Origin of the sequence: Novosphingobium sp. HR1a, from assembly GCF_015594425.1 — a bacterium.
GTDB lineage: Bacteria > Pseudomonadota > Alphaproteobacteria > Sphingomonadales > Sphingomonadaceae > Novosphingobium > Novosphingobium resinovorum_A.
In genome coordinates, this window is the sequence record NZ_JABXWS010000079.1 from 1 (window position 1) to 17,133 (window position 17,133).

Genomic DNA, 17,133 nt, shown 5'->3' on the forward strand with positions numbered 1-17,133 from the left:
GATGGCCGCCATGCCCGGATTGGTCGCATAGAGGAACCAGGCTGCGCTGGAGATGCCGACGATGCCGGAGAAAAAGAAAGCGGTTATCGGCGCCGAGGTCGCGCGAAGTGCCGAGGCTGCCATCATCACCGCGAGCACCGCCCACAGTTGCGTCGCCGCTTCCGTACCGATCTGCAATCCGAAAGCCCACAAGGGAAAGACCCATGCCAATGCCGCAAGCACGGCGCCGAGGTAGAACGACGGCAAGCTCGAAGATAGCTCGTGCCGCGAGCGTTCCAGCCGGGCGGCGTAAAACTGGGCGAGTGCGACTGCGGCAAGCCATGCGACGATCACCGCAGGCGCGGCTTCCCCCGCCAGCAGAATAGCGACGGCCATTGCCGCGAAAGCGTGCATGACCGCGTCCCTTATGATCGGCGCAGAACCGGTCGGGGCTCCGGTAACGGGGTCCGACGCGGTCGCGGTGATCGTCAGTGGGGGATCCTCAGGCAGCATCTTGTTTGCTTCATGCCTTTCTCGTGCTTTCCTTCTAAGCGATAGGATCGTAAAAGTTAGCGGCACGTAAATGCTTGTTAGCGCGATGAATTGATGCGCATCGAAGATGGCGTTCCGAAGAGAATTCGGCAGTAATATTGATGGGGTTTCTGTCTTCCTAGCCCGATCCACCGGGCATCCCGTGCGGTATCGCAACCGATCCGACGCTACCCCTCTGCCCCTGTTCTGCCTGCGATTTTGTATTCCCTGGCCCCGTTTGCGTAACGATCGAGACGGTTTTCCAAGGGTCGCGCCTTTCTTGCTTGCGGGACGGACGGGATTCTGGCGAGCGGCGGCTTTTTGCCAATGTGGATTGCGTGCTCGATACCCTCGAAGCGGCTGCGATTGGACGTGAACGGCTGGCATCGCTTCGTAACCTGCAGGCGGGCAACTTCCGCATCGCAAAGCGGCACAAGGCAGGCAGCCGAAGATCATGAGGGCAATTCCCGAACGCGCGCGGCACGGCGCGAAGTGCAGACCTGCAATCTCCGGAGCGATCCGGCGTGGTCTGCTTGCCGTGGGGGCGGCTTTGACGCTTGTTGCTCCGCATGCGCTGGCGCAGGGCTCGACCGTGCTCAACCAGTCACCGACCATCGATCGCGACAGGCTCGACCGTCAGGACCCGGCGCTCCCGCGCGCCGCGCCGCCGACGGAACTTCCATCCGCCCCCGTGAGCGTGGATACTGCAGCCTCTACCGTCGCGTTGAAGGAGGTACGCTATCTTGGCTCCACGCTCGATCGCAAGGTGCTGGACGCGGCGACCGATCCCTTCATTGGCGGCCCGCTGGACCGGGACACACTGCAGAAACTGGCGAACGCGGTCAGCGGGGCCTATGCCAAGAGCGACATCGCATTCTATGCAGTGAGCATCCCGGCGCAATCGGCGTCCGGCGGTGTGCTGACGGTGCGGGTGCTCGAAGGACGGATCGTGCAATATGCTCTGGCGGGCGAGACCAGCAGCACGCCGAAGCGGCTCATCGACGCGCATATAAAGCGCCTGATGCGTGAGACGCCGACGCACAAGTCCACGATCGAGCGGACACTGTCCCTGCTGCGGGACATTCCGGGGCAAACCGTACAGGCCAAGCTGCGCGGCACGGCGACACCCGGCGAACTTGCGCTGGACCTGGACGTGAGCCGCAAGCAGGTCGAGATCACCGTCAATCTCAACAACCGGGGCGTCTTCAACGTGACCACCGGGGCGCAGGCCCAGGTCGGGGTGGCATTCAATGGCCTGCTCCGCGAAGGCGACAGCACCCGTCTGTCAGGCTACGTTCCGTTGCAGCCACGGCGCTACCAGCTCTACTCGGCAAGTCACCAGACGCCGATCGGATCGAGCGGCACCACGATAGGTGTGAGCGGTGCCTACGTGCGCACCCGGACCCGCGATCTCGACATATTGGGAGAAGCCAAGCAGGTCGGCATCGTCGTCAGCCATCCGCTGGTCCGCAGCTATCAGCGCAACCTTACGCTGACCGCCTCGCTGGACGGGACCAACAGCGACAACTATTATCTCGACACCGCTTTTGGCGGTTTCCGTACGCGTGCCGCCCGTCTGGGCGCAAGCTGGTCGGCGATCGGGAAGACGAGCGGCTACGGCATCTCGCTATCGCTTAGCCATGGCTTGAGCGGACTGGGCGCGCAGGCGATCGAGGGATATTCGCGCACGGCGTTTCGAAAGGCGAACGTTCAGGCCACCTTCGTAACGGAACTCGATTCCAGACTTGCCGCGAAAGTTAACTTGCGAGGCCAGTACAGTCCCGATCGCCTGCCCACGACCGAGCGCTTCGTTTTGGGCGGCGAGGGGGCCGGCCTTGCCTACCGTGACGGGTTCCTGACTGCGGACAAGGCTGTGGCCGGAGGCGCAGAGCTATCATGGCGTGCGCTCGGCGGCAAGTCGAGCGCGAGAGCGCTAACATTATTCACGTACGTCGATGGCGCGCTCGCGCATTCGCGGGCACGTCCGGTTTATGGTTTGATCAGCCAGGACTACTCGCTGGCGTCCGCCGGCGGAGGCATCCGCATTACTCCGCTCAAGGGCTGGACGGCGACCGGACAAGTTGCCGTTCCGGTCAAGAAGCCCTTCGATGGAATGAGCAGCAAGGCGCGGTTCTTCTTCAGTGTGTCGCGGACACTCTAACCTCCGGTTTTGCGTATACGCAAAAATTGCGCACAAGCAGAAATACAGGGGCTCATTCATGCAGAACGTGTGGGAAGCATGGTCCGGCGCGCTGTCGCCGGCCGAATGCGACAAGATCCTTGCGCGCGCCAGGAAATATCCGGAAGCGGATGCGACGATCGGTTTCTCCGATACCTTGCGCAGCGATCTTGGGTATCGCAGCTCGACGATCCGTTGGCTCGACGCGATTCAGGAGCGCGACATCGTGGCGCGCCTCATGACCCTGGTGCGTTCTTCGAACCGAACCAACTTCGGCGTGGACATAGATCTACCTTACGAAATCCAATTCACCGAATACCGGGCCACCAACAACGGGCATTATGACTGGCATCAGGATGTCTGGCTGGAATCCACCCGTCCTTACGCACGCAAGCTATCCGTCGTGGTGCAGTTGTCGGCACCGAATGAGTACAAGGGCGGCGAATTCGAGTTCTTCGGTATCCAGAGCCCCGGCGAGACTTTTGCCGGAAGGGGCAGCGTCCTGATCTTCCCGTCTTTCCTGCAGCATAGGGTGCTGCCGGTAACCGAAGGGTTGCGCCGCAGCCTCGTAACCTGGGTCGAAGGCCCGAACTGGCGCTGACTCCGGGCGGTGCGCAGGAAGGGCGTGCAAGAAGGGCGTGCTCTCGCTCCATATTTCCTTCCATCGACCATTGGCCTTCCTTCGATTGCCTGCCGTTACTGGCACCGATGTGATCCCTTTTGTTCGGGTAGCCCGCAAAAGCGCAAAACGGCATGCGACGAGCGCTCGGGAAGGCTGGGGTCGCGAGCCCAGCCGGGGGGCGAGGCGCGCAAATCCAGTGTCGATGTATGGAAAAGGGATCGAGACAGGCTTTTGCGGGAAGGTCCCGTAGCGAGGGCAGTTCGACTGGCCAGGTGTACGCACCGACTTAAGATCATGGGCAAAGTTCAAGGCGATTCAGAGCCTTGCAGCAACAGCGGAGGAAATGAACTTGCGCCACGTAATTCCCGGCTCGGCGACGCGCCTTGCAATCGGCCTCGCGGCATGCGCTGTCACTTTCGGCATTCAATCCGGATCGGCCTTCGCGCAGAACTACGAAGCCGATGCGACCACGCCCGGCCAGGCGGCAGTGGGCGGCGCGCTGGACGCGGTCGCTCCTTCCGCGGCGAGCGGCTACGCAAGCATTCTCGATGCCATCGACGCTTTGCCGAACGCGGCTGCGCGGGCCGAGGCGCTGGGGCAGCTTGGTGCGGCGGCCTATCGTTTGATGCCGCGACTCTCGATCCAGTCGATGGACGCCACCGATCGTGAAATCCGGGGCTATCTTGCCCAGCGCCGCGAACTGGCGCTCGATGCCTCGCCGGGCGTGCCAGCAAGCGGTGATCGCACCATCAACGTGATGGTCAGTTACGGGCTCAAGCAGGGCGACTATCACGCCAGGCCGGACCGGCCCCGCGCCAATTTCGATAGCCGTTCCATCCGGGCCGGCTTCGACATCTCGCCGGTGCCGGGCCTGATCCTGGGTACGTCGATCGGCATCGACGGCATCGACGCCAACCTCGACCGCAGCCAGCGGCCACGCAGCACGCTCTTCAATGCGAACATCACGCCTTACGCCAGCTATACCAGCGGTCGCTATTACGTGGATGCGACCGCGGGCTATACCCGCAGCTGGTATCAGCTGCGTCGGCAGGTCGGCTTCACCGGTTTCAGCGACCAGCTTCAGTCCGGGCCGAACGGCGATAACGCCGCGGCCACGGTCGAGGGCGGTGGCATCGTCAAGCTCGGCGTCCTTCGGGCGCAATCTTTCGCCGGGCTTCACTACCGTTACGCGGACCTCGGCGGCTTCGTCGAAAGCGGCGGCGCGGCTTCGCTGGCGGTCGCCAAGTTCAAGACGGAATCGGTACGCACCAGTCTGGGCCTGAGGGCGTCGGCATCGCTGACCAGGGGCGCGTGGACCTTGCGGCCCAGCGTGGAAGCACAGTGGCAGCGCGAATTGCGCTCGCGGCCGGAAAGCCGGATCGAGGCGATCTTCCTTCAGGGCGGCACGCCGATCTTCACGCTGCCGTCCACGCGCTACGATCGTGACGGTGCGGTCGTCGGGGCGGGCATCAGCGCAGTGCATGGCGAGCGGACGGCGCTGCGCCTGTCCTATTCGGGCGAGTTCGCAAACGACCGCCGGATCCACGGCTTCGCGGTCACGGCCAACCATCGCTTCTGAGGCGAAAGGTTTTCGCGGCGAAATGGAGCCGATCTGAACCTAGTTCGCCGGGCGGCGGAGCCAATCCTTTCGCTATGTAAGGCCCGGGTTCGGCCCGATCGGATCATAGCAGAGAAGGGGACGCACGGTGGGGAGCTTTGTTCGCGATATCTTGACGACGCTGTCGTACGAGCCGGAACCGGCGGAGGCCTTGCGCTTCGAGAGCGAGGAGCTTTCGCGCCTGGACCAGCGGCTGGCTGGCGTCGCGCAGGGAGGTGGCAGGGGACGGACGGCGATTTCGATCCGTCCGTCGGATTGTTCGGTGTGGGACGGTAATCCGCGCGACGTCCCGGGCCTTTCGGCCGAAAGTTGCCGTTCCTTGATAGAATCTATCGCGCAGGAGGATGGCAACCGCATTCCGGTGCTGGTCCGCCATAATGCGCCGGGGGCGGATTGTCCTTATGAGCTGCTGGTCGGCAGTCGGCGGCGTTTTTGTGTCGAATGGCTGAACAACAACGGGCGGCCTGAAATCCGCCTCAACGCGATGATTGTCGATCTTACCGACGAGGAAGCGTTTCGCCTTGCCGACATCGAGAACCGCGAACGTGAGGACATCACCGAACTCGACCGTGCGCGCAGCTATCAGAGCGCCGTCGATCGCTTCTATGGCGGCGTACAATCCCGCATGGCAGAGGCGCTGAACCTGTCTAACAGCCAGCTCAGCCGGCTGTTGTCCCTGGCACAGATGCCGGACGAGGTCGTCGACGCCTTTGCCACGCGTGAGGAACTGCGCGTCCGCCATTCCGAAGTGCTGACGCCGCTGCTTCGCCGCGCCGAGCAGCGGGAGCGCGTGCTGGTTGCGGCTCGGGCGATCGGTCAGGAACAGCAGCGTTTCGCCACGGCGGGCGAGAAGATGATTTCCGCCGCGACCGTCCTGTCCCGCCTGAAGCATGCGGCGGGCGAAGGGGTTTCCTCACACGGTAGCGAAACGGTGCTGATGGTGGGAGATGCGCGGGTAGGGCGCGTCCGCTCCGTCAAGGACGGCTTGTCGGTGGAGCTGACCCTGTCGCTCGACGCGGACATCGATCAGGCGCTGGCTATCGTCCGCGAAGCCGTTCTGGACAGCCGGGCGCGACTCGCCCGGGAGATCGACGCGGCCGCGGATTGAATCGCAGCGGCCCGGCGTCTGAAAACCAGCAGGCACGGATATAAATAGCCTTCATTCCGGCTGCATCTTCCAGCCCGCGCGCAAATTGGGGTTTGCACGCGGGCTGTCGTTTTTTGCGGGTTCTTGCCGGAGTTGAAGCGCAGGATTTCGTCCGATGAGAGCCTTGCGCAAGGTTTTGCGCGGCGCCCGGCGCGGTTTGCGAAGCGCCCCGAACGCGCCGTGCGGCGATGTTTCCTTCCTCGCGCCGGGGCGGCTTCTTCTGGACGCGATGTCTTTCCCGACAGTGTCTTAGCCTTTGCGGACTGGGCATTTCATGGAGGACAACAAGATGCCGCGAAACAAGCCGCGCAAATCCACAAGGCACATGTTGCTTTGTGCGAGCGCAATTCCCCTTCTCCTGCTTGGCGCCTGCGCCGACGGCGTAGGCTTCCGCGTGGGTGCCGGCGGCGGAGGCACCCCGTCAGGCCCCGAGCGGCCCAAGCGGCCCTCCGGTCCGACTGGCCCTGGCGGTCCGACTGGCCCTGGCGGCCCGACTGGCCCCGGCGGTCCGACTGGCCCCGGCGGTCCGACTGGACCCACCGGTCCGACTGGTAGCTACACCGGTCCTGTGGCCGGCGTCGGGATCGGCGGCACGCCCATCCTGGGGCCGAGCGGGTCCGGCACGCTCATCGACGTGAACGTGGCGCCGAACGCCGCCACGGGCAACGGCGGCACTATCGCCGTCGATGTGCTCACTGGCGATGGCCATGTCGTCAACGTCGCTCTGCCGACGACCCCGCAGCAGACGCAGGAGGCTCTTGCTCCTGTCGGTTCGCTGGTCGGGTCCCTGCTCGGCGAACAGATCGGCTCGACCGTCACGCAAGTCACCAACGGGCTCTCCCCGACGGTGTCGGTGGTGACCTCGACCGTCAGCCAGGTGACGACGCCGGTACTCGGTACCGTCGATGCGATACTGGCACCGGTGGTGGGACAAGGCGGCGTCCTTGGTCCGCTCACCGGACAACTGGGCGGCCTGCTCGGCGGCGTCACCGGCAACTTGCCCGGCGGCGGTTCCGGCACGGCACCGACCTATACCGGACCGTTGGTCGGGCTGGACCTTGGCAACAATGTCCTGACCGGACCGAGCACGAGCGGCACCCTGGCCGGTGTCAACGTGCTGTCCAACGCTCCGGGGCTGGTGTCCGGGCAGCTGGTGACGGCCGACGTGCTGGCGGATGGGAACGTCCTTGACGTGACCCTTCCGACGACGGCGGCAGGCGTGGCACAGGGGCTTGCCCCGGTAGGCAACCTCGCCGGCGCGGTGCTGGGAGCACAAGTCGGCTCCACGGTGACGCAGGTTACCAACGGACTTGCTCCGGTGGTGGCTCCGGTCACGAGCGCGGTGGATAGCATCGTATCGCCGGTGCTCGACACCCTGAACGGCACCCTTGGCCAAGCCATTGGCGGCGTGGGTTCGGGCCAGACCGGTGGGACGGTCCTTGCTCCGGTAACCGGCGTTGTCGGCGGTCTGCTCGGCGGTGTCACCGGCGGCAGCGGAGGCACGGGCGACGTCCTTGCTCCGGTAACCGGCGTTGTCGGCGGTCTGCTCGGCGGTGTCACCGGCGGCAGCGGAGGCACGGGCGACGTCCTTGCTCCTGTAACCGGCGTTGTCGGCGGTCTGCTCGGCGGCGTCACCGGCGGTAGCGGAGGCACGGGTAACGTCCTTGCTCCGGTGACCGGCGTTGTCGGCGGTCTGCTCGGCGGTACGGGGCCGGGTTCCGGTGCAGCAGGCCTGCTCGCTCCCGTCACCGGGGCGGTGAGCGGCGTGCTGGGCGCAGCCGGCTCCGGCACAGGCACTGGCAATGTCCTCGCACCGGTCTCCGGACTGGTCGGGGGATTGCTGGGGGCGGCACGGGCAACTGACTGAGGCCGGCGTGTCCACCGCCTTGTTGCCCTCCCCCTGGTTGGACACGCCGCAGCCCGACCTCGGATAACGAGGTGGGGGGAGGGGACGGCCCTTGCCGTGGGTCGTCCCCTCTAACTGCCGGGCAAATAGAAAGGATTTTCCGATGATGACTACCGGATCCCAATCTGCAGGTGACCTGCTTCGTACCGCGCATCGACTGCTTGAGGACGAGCAGGCGTTCACCGCCGCCGCCATGGTCTGCGGAGCCATCGATCTTCTCGAAGGCGGCCTTTCCAGACCGATCGTCATGCGATCCGCGGCACGTCGCTTCGGGCACGCGCCCGTCAGGTCGAGCGCCTATCGAAGCTGCGCCTGAGAGGGCAACGGATAGCCCGGTACGGGTCTGGTGATAACTGATCGATTTCTACGGATATATATGGGGCGTTATTGATTTGGAAACGTAATGCCACCTAAGTGAATGCAACTAGCACCGGATCGACGAAGTTCGGGCAGTGGGAGTGACAAGCTGGATGGGCAACGATCAGGCTTTGGTACTGTTGATTGATGACATTGACGCGATCGTCGAGGAACTTCTGACGTTCATGGCGCTGCATGATATCTGCGCCGTTGGTGTACCCGATCTCGATCAGGCGATGGCCATGCTCGAGCAGCACGCGTCGATCCGCGTTCTCGCCTGCGATGTGCGGCTTGGCGGTGAATCGGGTTTGTCGATCGTTTCTCGCATCCGGGATCACGTCGGGCTTCGCGAGCGGGACTTTCGCTATCTTTTCATTACCGGCGACCAGCTCCGGCCGGATCCCGACCTGGACTTGCCTGCCCACCTGGTGCTCACCAAGCCGGTGCAACCGCAATTGCTGATCAATACGCTGAACATGATGCTTGGCGACTTCGACGAAGTGTACGCAAACGAGGAAGGCCTCGAATGAAACCGAACGAGATCACCCAGCGCGATGTCGAGACCTGGGGGCGCTGCACGCCTGCCAACCAGCTCTGTCGACCTGCCGATCGCTCGGCGGTTCAGGACAGCTGCGATATCGATCAGGCCGAGATTCAGCACTTGTTCGAGGGGATGGCGGCGAAAGCCCGTCTCGCCGATCTGGGCGAGCAGAGTTCCGAACTGGCACACGAACTGCGTCAACCGCTGTTCTCCATTGCCATCGCCAACGAGAACCTGCGGCTCCTGCTCGAGCGCGGGGATGCGATGCACCCTCAACTCGGCAAGGCGATCGAACGGATAGCCGAACAGGTGCAGCGCGCGCAAACGATCATCGATCACACGCTGGCCTATGCCTCGGGGAACAGCCGCGGGGTGGTGAGTGCCGATTTCGGCTGCGCGGCCCGGGATGCCGTGCGGTTTCTCGCGCCGTTGTTCGACAAGACCGACATCGAGGTCGAACAATGCCGCACGCCCGTGCCCGCCAATGTCGGCCTCTGTCAGATCGAAGCGGAACAGGTGCTCGTCAATATCCTGCGCAATGCCGCCGAAAGCATCGAGGCGCGCCGGGAGACCGGCTGGCAGGGCAGGGGGCATATCGCGATCCGTCTCGATATCGCGGAAAACACACTGCGCTGCGTCATTTCGGACAACGGCGCCGGGCTCTCCGGAGATCTGGCGCGGGTGGCGTTCCAGCAGTTCTTCACCACCAAGCCGCGCAACGGCACGGGGCTCGGCCTGCATATCTGCCGACAGGTCCTGGCCAAGATCGGCGGTACGGTGGAGCTTTCGCCCGGTGAGGTCGAGGGTGCCCGGGTGACGATCGAACTGCCGTTGCTCGGCGGGAGCTGACACTCCCGCCCTTCAAGGCCCGCCTTTCAAGACCGGCGTTCAGATGTCGTCGCGGCCGAGCCGGATGACGAACCGCAGCGGCTTGTGGTTGCGCAGGACGCAGCGGAACTCCCCGGATGCCTCCTGCGCGACCTGCTCCACCAGCCAGAGCGTGGCGCCGTCGATCGGACGGGCGGGCATCGGGTTGCCGTCCTCGTCGATGCAATCGACGGTGATCACGACATGGGCCGGGGTGAGGCTGGCATTCAGCAGGACCTCGCCCTTGTGCTTCCTGCCGTCCTTGCCCAGAAAACTGGAGAAGGCGCTGAGCAGGGCCGCCACCGCCATCATTTGTAATGCGCCGTACTGACCGGGCACGAGGTGGGTCAGGGCGGCGCCGCGTACATGTATCGCCACGCCGTGGTGCCGCACGTTGGAGCGGGTCGTGGCGATCGCGCAGTCCAGCGCGCTATGGACGGTCAACGGCGCGTCACCTTCGCGGCCGTCCCGGCCGAACCAGCGGAACAGGCTGAGAATATGCGCCGCGCCTTCGGTATGGGTGGCGATGCGCCCGACACGCTCCTGGATCTGCTGGCGGCTCGCTTCGTCCATGTCGAGGTGGCTGACGATGTAGTCCATGTTGGCATTGGCCATCGAAATCACGTTCAGCGGCTGTGCCAGGTCGTGCAGCATACCGCTGGCGATGCGGCCGAGCAGGAGGTCGCGGGTGACTTCGGCCATGCCGCCGTCGCCCCACGCCAGCAGCCGGGCATCGACCATGGCGAGATGGCGGGCGATCCCGGCGCCGATGAATGCCGCACAAAGCGAGGCGACGATGCCCAGGATCGGACCGACGATTGGCCCGGCAAGGAAATAGAGGAACAGGCACAAGGCTCCGGTCGTCATGGCGGCAGGCCACGACCAGCGGGGAACACGCAGCAGCATGGTCGTAAAGTGCCGGGGCAGCAGCGCAGTCCCGCAAAGGAGCACGAGATCGATCCAGAACATCGACGACGTCACCGCCGCAGGAACCGGAATGGCTCCGAGCCCCAACAGCCCGGCGGCGGCGAGAGACAGGCGCGGGCGATGCAGGACGTAGAGCGCTCCCGACGACGCGGCCGAGATTGCTCCGGCGCCCGGTGAATAGGGCGCGACCAGGCCCAGCACCATCGCGGCTAGCGCGGTTGTCACGGCATAGAGGTGAGTGCCGTCGCTCCATCCACGCCCCTTGCGGGAACGCCTGGGCTCCCGGATTGCCGCCGGAACTTCCGCATTGTCGCCGATCGCTTCCTGGACGGGGATCACTGCCCGTCCCTCATTGATGCTGCATTCGTCAAGGTCGTGCCTCATCGTCAAATCGAGGGCCGGGAACCGCGATCGGCGTTCCGGTTCCTGCCCCTCTGGGCAAGCAAGCCTAGGCTTGCATTGGAGAATTCCTCAGAAGATTCCCGGAATGTCCGTGTCGATGGTGCAGCGGTGCAGGGTCGGTCGGGACGTTCTGGGGCATAGTGTTCTTATTGCCTCGGCTATCGGCGCAAGTCACGAAAAGAACCGAAGTGGGGGTTACTTTTCGTTAATTCCGTAAGGCTCGCATCGCGAATTACGGGCATGTTACGCTTTACACCGATCTACCGGTCCACGCCGCGTAGCAGGCAGCGGGAATCGGCCGCTACGTATCCCCTCGTATCGGCTCCTTCTCCATGAGGGCGGGAATCCAGTCCGGGTTACCATTCACGAATGGAAACGAACCTGTCCCGGCAAGGAACGGTTCGGGTTTTTCCGCGGAGTGCAGGGGCAGCACTCCGTTTGCGTAAGCGCAATGGCAAAGGGGAATTGCATGCGCCTGGGTTCAAAAGCGAAGCTGACGATCACTGTCGGGCTCGTTGCGGCCGCAACGTTCGGCTTCCTGGGCATCAGGGAGCTGGGACGTTCGGCCACGCCGCGCGCCGTGCCGGTATCGGGCATGGCAGCCGGGACTTCGCAGGTCGAGGGGGCCATCCTCGCCGTCGCCACGCGCGACGTGAAGATCGGGGAGACGATCACGGCGGACATGATCCGCAATGCTTCCCTCGATCCCGCACGCGTCCCCGGTGCCGCGACGCCGGCCGAAGTCGTCGGCCGCGTCGCCACCCGCGACATTCGCGCCAACACGCCGATCCCGCGCGAAGCTCTGCAACAGGAGGGCAAGCTGGCCATCCGGGTGCCGGTCGGCATGCGCGCGATCAGCATCGACACCACGGCGGAGATCGCGGTGGCCGGGCTCGTGCGTCCGGGCGACCGTGTCGATGTGCAGGTGGTCTATCCCGGCGAGGATGCGATCGGAGGAGCGCGCGGCAACGGGCGCAGCCGGTCCACCACGCTGCTGCAGATGGTCCCGGTGCTGGCGGTCGGCGAAGTCGTCGTCGGCGAGCCGGTCAAGGACGGCGTGACGGGCGCGGTATCCGCGCCGCCGCCTCCCGCGCGCAACCTGACGCTGGCCCTCGATCCGCAGCAGGTGTCCGAACTCTCGCTCGCGAAGAGCACCGGCGCGCTCTACCTCTCGCTGCGCAATCCCGAGGACAAGCAGGAAGTCGCGACGGCGCAGGTCGCATCCATTCTCGAGGCTCCCTCGGCGGCGGCAAGGCCGACGCCGGCGTTTGCCGCCGCGCCTCCCCCTCGCGCGACGGCAGCGCCTCCCGTCAGGACGGCCCAGCCTCGCCGCGCTCCCGCCCCCCATGCGATCGAACTGGTGGTCGGCGGCAATCGCGAAACGATTTATTCGGGGAGTGGCGCGCAATGAAGCCGCCGTATTCAACTGCACTGCTCGCCTGCGTCGCCGTTCTGGCGCCGGGTGTCGCTCATGCGCAGGATCAGCGCACACTCCAGGTGGACGAGGCGGAGACGCTGCGCTTCACGCGCTCGATCGCCCGCATCGAGGTGAACCGGGACAACGTGATCGCCGTCTCGGCGCCGACCTCGCAGTCGCTGCGGGTCAGCGGGCAGGGAGCGGGCGAAGCGACCCTCGCGGTCTATGCGGCGGACGGCTCGATCATCGGACAGACGCAGTTCCACGTCGATCCGCCTGCGCCGACTTATGCGACTGCAAACGGGCCGCTGCGCGCGGGCGAGAAAGTGGTCGCCGTCGACGTGCAGTTCGCGGCGGTGTCCTCTTCGACGCTCAAGGCGCTGGGCTTCAGCTTCGCCAAGCTGTCGGGCGACATCCAGGGCGCTCTCGTGCCGTCGAGCAGCCTCAACGGCTATTCGTTCAATGGTTCGGGCAGCGGCGGCACTTCGACGCCCGGTCTCAACATCGACGCCTCGGCGCCTATTCAGAGCGCCTTCAACCTGTTCCTGAGCAGCCGCAATCGCGGCATCGGTGCCGTCCTCTCGGCGCTGTCCTCGAACGGCCTCTCGCAGCTCCTCGCGCAGCCGACGCTGCTGGTGCGCTCCGGTGAAAAGGCGAGCTTCCTGGCGGGCGGCGAATTTCCCGTGCCGGTTCCGCAGTCGACCGGGGGCAACGGCAACACGATCTCGATCCAGTACAAGGAATTCGGCGTGCGCCTGTCGGTGACGCCTTATGTGCTGAACGAGAACAGCATCGTCCTGAAGCTGGCCCCCGAAGTCAGCGAGCTGGACTACAACAACGGCGTCCAGCTTCAGGGCTACACGGTGCCCGGCATTCGCCGCCGCTCGACCGAGACGACGGTGGAACTGGGCAGCGGCCAGAGCTTCGTGATTGCGGGGCTCAACTATTCGAACAGCTCGGTCACCAAGGACAAGGTGCCGTTCCTCGGCGACCTGCCCGTGCTCGGGGCCTTCTTCAAGCGGCAGCAGAACCAGAAGGAGCGGCAGGAGCTGATCATCGTCGCAACGCCCCGGCTCGTCGAGCCCGAGGCCGTGAAGCCCATGCTGGCGACCGCCAACAAGTCGGTCGATCCCACCATCGGACAGATGATCGTCGGCAACGACGGGGTCGAGCAAGGCATCCGGACCTTTGGCGTGGTGAGGCGCTGACATGGCACGCATTCATCTTCTTTCGATCGACCGCGCCTTGGCGCAGCGCATCTCCGACGCGATGGGCGCGCACGTGGCGGTCGAGATGGTGCAGTCGCTTGACGGCGCCGAATTCGACGGACCGGGCATCGTCGTCATCGACCATGCGTCGATCCCGGCCGAGCGCGCCATGGCCTCGGTCATCACCGAAGTCTCGCAGGCGGCGGGCGGACGCTCGATCGTGCTGGCGACCGAGGACATGTATGCAGGCCACGTCCTGCAGGCGATCCGCGCCGGTGCGACCGACGTGATGCCGCGCGGCGCAGTGGCTGCGGAAGTCAGCGAAATCCTCTCGCGCGTGCTCAACACCTCGCTGGCGAGCCATGGGCGGCTCGGCCGCTTCACGCTGGTTCTGGGCACCGATCGCGACGCGACGGCGGTGATCGCGACCGACATGGCGCTGGCCCACTGCCTCGACGGCACCTCGACGCTGCTGATCGACTGCACCCTGCCGTCCAGCACGGCCGAGGCCTATCTCGACCTCAAGGTGGACTACGGCCTGGCCTCGGCCATTTCCGACATCGATCGTATGGATGCCAGCCTGCTCGGCGATGCGCTGGCCCATCACGATCGCTCGGGGCTGTCGCTGCTGACGCTTGATGGCGGCACCGGCACGGAGCCGGTCGGCATCGGCCCTGCCGATATCGTGGGATTGATCCAGCTGCTGCGCACGAGTTGCGGCCACGTCGTGCTTTGCGGCGGCTCGCTGCGCAATGGCGGGCTGCTGCGCGAACTGGCCTCGCAGGCGCAGAGCGTCGAAGTGGTCTGCAGCCAGTCGATCCGTGAACTCGACGCGACCCGTCGCCTGCTAGACCGCGTGGCGATGGACACCGCCAGCGCGCAGCGGCTGCGGCTGCTGGTGTGGGAGCATGATCCGCGCATCCTGCTCGACGGTCGCCGTATCGCCGATGCGCTCGACATCGACACCGTGCTCGGCGTGCCGGTTGACCACGTGCAGCAGCGCAACGCGCTCAACGCGGGCCGGCCGCTGATGATGGAGCGCGACGCGGGCAGCTATGCCCAGGCGATCCGCCGCGCCTGCGGCATCGCCACGCAGTCCAAGAGCACGAACTTCGGCATCGACCGGATGCGCCGCGCCATCCTGCGTTCGGTGGAGCGTAGCGCATGAGCCTGCTCACCAACGATTTCGTCCCCGAGGAGGCGCTGTCCGAACCCAAGCGCAAGGCGCCGATCGCCCAGCCTGCGGCCCAGCGGATGAGCGACAGCTACCAGGCGGTCAAGGCGCTGACCTGCGCCCAGGTCATCGAACAACTCGAGACGCAGGGCATCACTGCCGAGGCGCTGGATCGACGCACGCTGCGCCAGGAGATCGAGCAGGTCATCAGCAGCCGCAGCCGCCGCGGCCAGCTTGCGCTCAACAGCGCCGAGCGGTTGCTGCTGATCGAGGATATCGAGGACGAGGTGGTCGGTCTCGGCCCGCTCGCGCCTTTGCTGCGCGATGCGAGCATCGACGACATCATCGTCAACGGCGCCAACACCATCTACGCCGAGCGTGCGGGCATACTGGAGCGGGTCGAGACCCGTTTTCGCGACGACGCGCACCTCATGAACATCATCCAGCGCATCGTCGGCCCGATCGGCCGCCGCGTGGACGAGGCGACGCCTTTCGTCGATGCGCGCCTTGCCGATGGTTCGCGCGTCAACATCGTCATTCCGCCGATCGCGCTCGACGGCCCGCTGGTTTCGATCCGCAAGTTCCGGCTCCAGGCGCTGAGCATTGAGGACTGCGTCGCGGGCGGCGTGATGAGCCCGGCGATGGCCGCGTTCCTGACCAGCGCCGTGCGCTCGCGGCTCAACATCCTGATTTGCGGCGGCACCGGCGCGGGCAAGTCGACCCTCCTCAACGTGCTGTCGAGCTGCATCAGCAACAAGGAACGCCTCGTCACCATCGAGGACGCGGCCGAACTTCAGCTGCGGCAGGATCACGTCGTTCGCCTTGAAACTCGCCCCCCCAACGTCGATGGCAGCCGCGAGGTCAGCGCACGCGACCTCGTGCGCAATGCGCTGCGCATGCGTCCCGACCGCATCATCCTGGGCGAAGTGCGCGGGGTAGAGGCGGTGGAAATGCTGCAGGCGATGTCCACCGGCCACGACGGCTCGATGGCGACGCTGCACGCTAACACCCCGCGCGATGCGCTCTCCCGTCTGGAGATGCTGCTCGGCTTCGCCGGGCAGCAGAACGACGTACGCGCAGTGCGCCGTTTCGTCGCCAATTCGATCCACGCGATCGTCAACATCCAGCGCCTCGCCAACGGTTCGCGCCGGATCACCTCGGTCGCCGAAGTGACCGGCGTGGAGGGCGAGGCCTATACGCTCAACGAACTGTTCCATTTCGAGGAGCAGCCGCCGATGTCGGGCGAGGGGTTGCACCGCACCTTGTCGCCGCGCCCCTACCATGCCGCGCGGCTCAAGGACTACGCCAGCCCGGTCGTGGACAAGGATGGCCCCGCATGGTGAAGGGCGGCGCCTATCTCCTGCTGGCGCTGCTGATCGTTGGCGCCGTGGCGTGGCAGTGGTTTTCCCAGCGCATGCGGGACCGCGTGACGCTCGACCGCCGGTTGGAGGCCATCGCTTCGCCGGGGAAGATAACCGTCCGGCCGCTGGTGGCGGTGACCGTGCCCGAACGCATCGCGCCGCTGCTCGCGCAGGCGCAGGTCGAACTGACGGTGCCTGCGCTCCAGACCCTGATCGGCGTCATGCTGGTACTCACGCTCATCGTGCTCTTGCTGTTCGGCCCGGCCGCTGCCGTGGTGCTGGTGGTCGGCGTGCCGATGGCTGCACTGTCCTGGCTGCAGGGCCGCGCGCGCAAGCGGGTGGACGCGCTGACCGAAGCGCTGCCGCTCTACCTTGACGGGGTGCGCCAGCTCCAGTCGGTGGGCAATTCGCTCTCGCAGGCCCTGACGCGCGCGCTGGCGGATGCGCCCGAGGCGGTGGCCAGCTACTTCGCGCCGGTCGGCCGCCGCCTGGCGATGGGCGCTCCGGTGGCCGAAAGCGTGCAGCAGCTGGCCGACCGGCTGCAGATTCCGGAAGTCTCGATGATCGCCGCCGCCATTCGCACCAACCTGCGCTACGGCGGCTCGATCGCCACGGTGTTCGGCAACCTCGCCAATATCCTGCGTGAGCGCGTGCGCATCCGCCGCGACCTGCAGGCCGCGACGTCGGAGGCGAAAGTCAGCGCGCGGGTGCTGATCGCGATGCCGCTGCTGGCGATGACGCTGCTGGTCGCGATGAACCGCGCCTATATCGACTTCTTCATCTCCGACCCGCGTGGCCGCAACATGTCGATGGTCGCGATCGGGCTGGAGGTCATCGGCATCATGATCATCCGCCGCATGATGAGGCTGGCGTTCTGATGGCCGGGTTTGTCGCCTC

Annotated in this window: 14 protein-coding genes and 1 pseudogene; 13 read left to right on the forward strand and 2 right to left on the reverse strand. The window is 65.5% G+C overall.

The features are described from left to right. Positions 1-375: pseudogene (locus HWN72_RS21485) on the reverse strand (hypothetical protein); the annotation flags it as partial. 589 nt (positions 376-964) lie between these two features. Here HWN72_RS21485 and HWN72_RS21490 point away from each other — a divergent pair. The 8 genes from HWN72_RS21490 (at position 965) to HWN72_RS21530 (ending at position 9,729) form a co-directional block, all read left to right on the forward strand. Then, complete coding sequence (locus HWN72_RS21490) at positions 965-2,671, forward strand: ShlB/FhaC/HecB family hemolysin secretion/activation protein (protein ID WP_211151314.1); 1,707 nt, start codon at positions 965-967, stop codon at positions 2,669-2,671. Positions 2,672-2,729: 58 nt separating this feature from the next. Then, positions 2,730-3,290 (forward strand): 2OG-Fe(II) oxygenase, encoded by a 561-nt coding sequence (locus tag HWN72_RS21495; protein WP_036527898.1) that lies wholly within the window; start codon positions 2,730-2,732, stop codon positions 3,288-3,290. 364 nt (positions 3,291-3,654) lie between these two features. Then, positions 3,655-4,890: an autotransporter domain-containing protein gene (locus HWN72_RS21500; RefSeq protein WP_248006215.1), complete on the forward strand. Its 1,236-nt coding sequence runs from the start codon at positions 3,655-3,657 to the stop codon at positions 4,888-4,890. Positions 4,891-5,191: 301 nt separating this feature from the next. Continuing rightward, on the forward strand, positions 5,192-6,037 hold the full coding sequence (locus HWN72_RS21505) for a ParB/RepB/Spo0J family partition protein (RefSeq protein WP_289357285.1): 846 nt from the start codon (positions 5,192-5,194) through the stop codon (positions 6,035-6,037). Positions 6,038-6,401: 364 nt separating this feature from the next. Continuing rightward, positions 6,402-7,943 carry a hypothetical protein gene (locus HWN72_RS21515; protein WP_248006216.1) on the forward strand — a complete coding sequence of 514 codons (1,542 nt, stop codon included), beginning with the start codon at positions 6,402-6,404 and terminating at the stop codon, positions 7,941-7,943. Between the two features lie 145 nt (positions 7,944-8,088). After that, positions 8,089-8,298, forward strand: coding sequence for a hypothetical protein (locus HWN72_RS21520; protein ID WP_211151318.1), 210 nt, complete (start codon positions 8,089-8,091; stop codon positions 8,296-8,298). A 154-nt stretch (positions 8,299-8,452) separates the two neighbouring features. Further along, positions 8,453-8,869, forward strand: coding sequence for a response regulator (locus HWN72_RS21525; protein WP_036527891.1), 417 nt, complete (start codon positions 8,453-8,455; stop codon positions 8,867-8,869). After that, the gene (locus HWN72_RS21530) at positions 8,866-9,729 is read left to right on the forward strand and encodes a sensor histidine kinase (RefSeq protein ID WP_211151319.1); all 864 of its coding nucleotides are present in this window, start codon (positions 8,866-8,868) and stop codon (positions 9,727-9,729) included. The genes HWN72_RS21525 and HWN72_RS21530 overlap by 4 nt, the downstream gene beginning before the upstream one ends. Positions 9,730-9,768: 39 nt before the next feature. Here HWN72_RS21530 and HWN72_RS21535 read toward each other — a convergent pair whose 3' ends face one another. After that, positions 9,769-11,058 (reverse strand): hypothetical protein, encoded by a 1,290-nt coding sequence (locus HWN72_RS21535; RefSeq protein WP_231958295.1) that lies wholly within the window; start codon positions 11,056-11,058, stop codon positions 9,769-9,771. A gap of 487 nt (positions 11,059-11,545) precedes the next feature. Between HWN72_RS21535 and cpaB the strand changes: the two genes are divergently transcribed. The 5 genes from cpaB to HWN72_RS21560 are packed head-to-tail and all read left to right on the forward strand — an operon-like array spanning position 11,546 to position 17,114. Continuing rightward, positions 11,546-12,487: a Flp pilus assembly protein CpaB gene (cpaB, locus tag HWN72_RS21540; RefSeq protein ID WP_211151320.1), complete on the forward strand. Its 942-nt coding sequence runs from the start codon at positions 11,546-11,548 to the stop codon at positions 12,485-12,487. Further along, on the forward strand, positions 12,484-13,701 hold the full coding sequence (locus HWN72_RS21545) for a type II and III secretion system protein family protein (RefSeq protein WP_036527884.1): 1,218 nt from the start codon (positions 12,484-12,486) through the stop codon (positions 13,699-13,701). The genes cpaB and HWN72_RS21545 overlap by 4 nt, the downstream gene beginning before the upstream one ends. Position 13,702: 1 nt before the next feature. Beyond that, complete coding sequence (locus HWN72_RS21550; RefSeq protein ID WP_036527881.1) at positions 13,703-14,869, forward strand: hypothetical protein; 1,167 nt, start codon at positions 13,703-13,705, stop codon at positions 14,867-14,869. Next, entirely contained in the window at positions 14,866-16,218 is a 1,353-nt protein-coding gene (locus HWN72_RS21555; RefSeq protein ID WP_036527879.1) for a CpaF family protein, read from the forward strand. The genes HWN72_RS21550 and HWN72_RS21555 overlap by 4 nt, the downstream gene beginning before the upstream one ends. Next, positions 16,212-17,114 carry a type II secretion system F family protein gene (locus HWN72_RS21560; protein ID WP_036527876.1) on the forward strand — a complete coding sequence of 301 codons (903 nt, stop codon included), beginning with the start codon at positions 16,212-16,214 and terminating at the stop codon, positions 17,112-17,114. The genes HWN72_RS21555 and HWN72_RS21560 overlap by 7 nt, the downstream gene beginning before the upstream one ends. Positions 17,115-17,133 lie beyond the last annotated feature (19 nt).

What these genes read in the sequence shown, in the direction of transcription:
- HWN72_RS21525 (WP_036527891.1), top strand. Translation starts at nt 8,453, where the DNA reads ATGGGCAACGATCAGGCTTTGGTACTGTTGATTGATGACATTGACGCG.
- HWN72_RS21555 (WP_036527879.1), top strand. Translation starts at nt 14,866, where the DNA reads ATGAGCCTGCTCACCAACGATTTCGTCCCCGAGGAGGCGCTGTCCGAA.
- HWN72_RS21550 (WP_036527881.1), top strand. Translation starts at nt 13,703, where the DNA reads ATGGCACGCATTCATCTTCTTTCGATCGACCGCGCCTTGGCGCAGCGC.
- HWN72_RS21500 (WP_248006215.1), top strand. Translation starts at nt 3,655, where the DNA reads ATGAACTTGCGCCACGTAATTCCCGGCTCGGCGACGCGCCTTGCAATC.
- HWN72_RS21530 (WP_211151319.1), top strand. Translation starts at nt 8,866, where the DNA reads ATGAAACCGAACGAGATCACCCAGCGCGATGTCGAGACCTGGGGGCGC.
- cpaB (WP_211151320.1), top strand. Translation starts at nt 11,546, where the DNA reads ATGCGCCTGGGTTCAAAAGCGAAGCTGACGATCACTGTCGGGCTCGTT.
- HWN72_RS21515 (WP_248006216.1), top strand. Translation starts at nt 6,402, where the DNA reads ATGTTGCTTTGTGCGAGCGCAATTCCCCTTCTCCTGCTTGGCGCCTGC.
- HWN72_RS21535 (WP_231958295.1), bottom strand. Translation starts at nt 11,058, where the DNA reads ATGAGGCACGACCTTGACGAATGCAGCATCAATGAGGGACGGGCAGTG.
- HWN72_RS21495 (WP_036527898.1), top strand. Translation starts at nt 2,730, where the DNA reads ATGCAGAACGTGTGGGAAGCATGGTCCGGCGCGCTGTCGCCGGCCGAA.
- HWN72_RS21520 (WP_211151318.1), top strand. Translation starts at nt 8,089, where the DNA reads ATGACTACCGGATCCCAATCTGCAGGTGACCTGCTTCGTACCGCGCAT.
- HWN72_RS21560 (WP_036527876.1), top strand. Translation starts at nt 16,212, where the DNA reads ATGGTGAAGGGCGGCGCCTATCTCCTGCTGGCGCTGCTGATCGTTGGC.
- HWN72_RS21545 (WP_036527884.1), top strand. Translation starts at nt 12,484, where the DNA reads ATGAAGCCGCCGTATTCAACTGCACTGCTCGCCTGCGTCGCCGTTCTG.
- HWN72_RS21490 (WP_211151314.1), top strand. Translation starts at nt 965, where the DNA reads ATGAGGGCAATTCCCGAACGCGCGCGGCACGGCGCGAAGTGCAGACCT.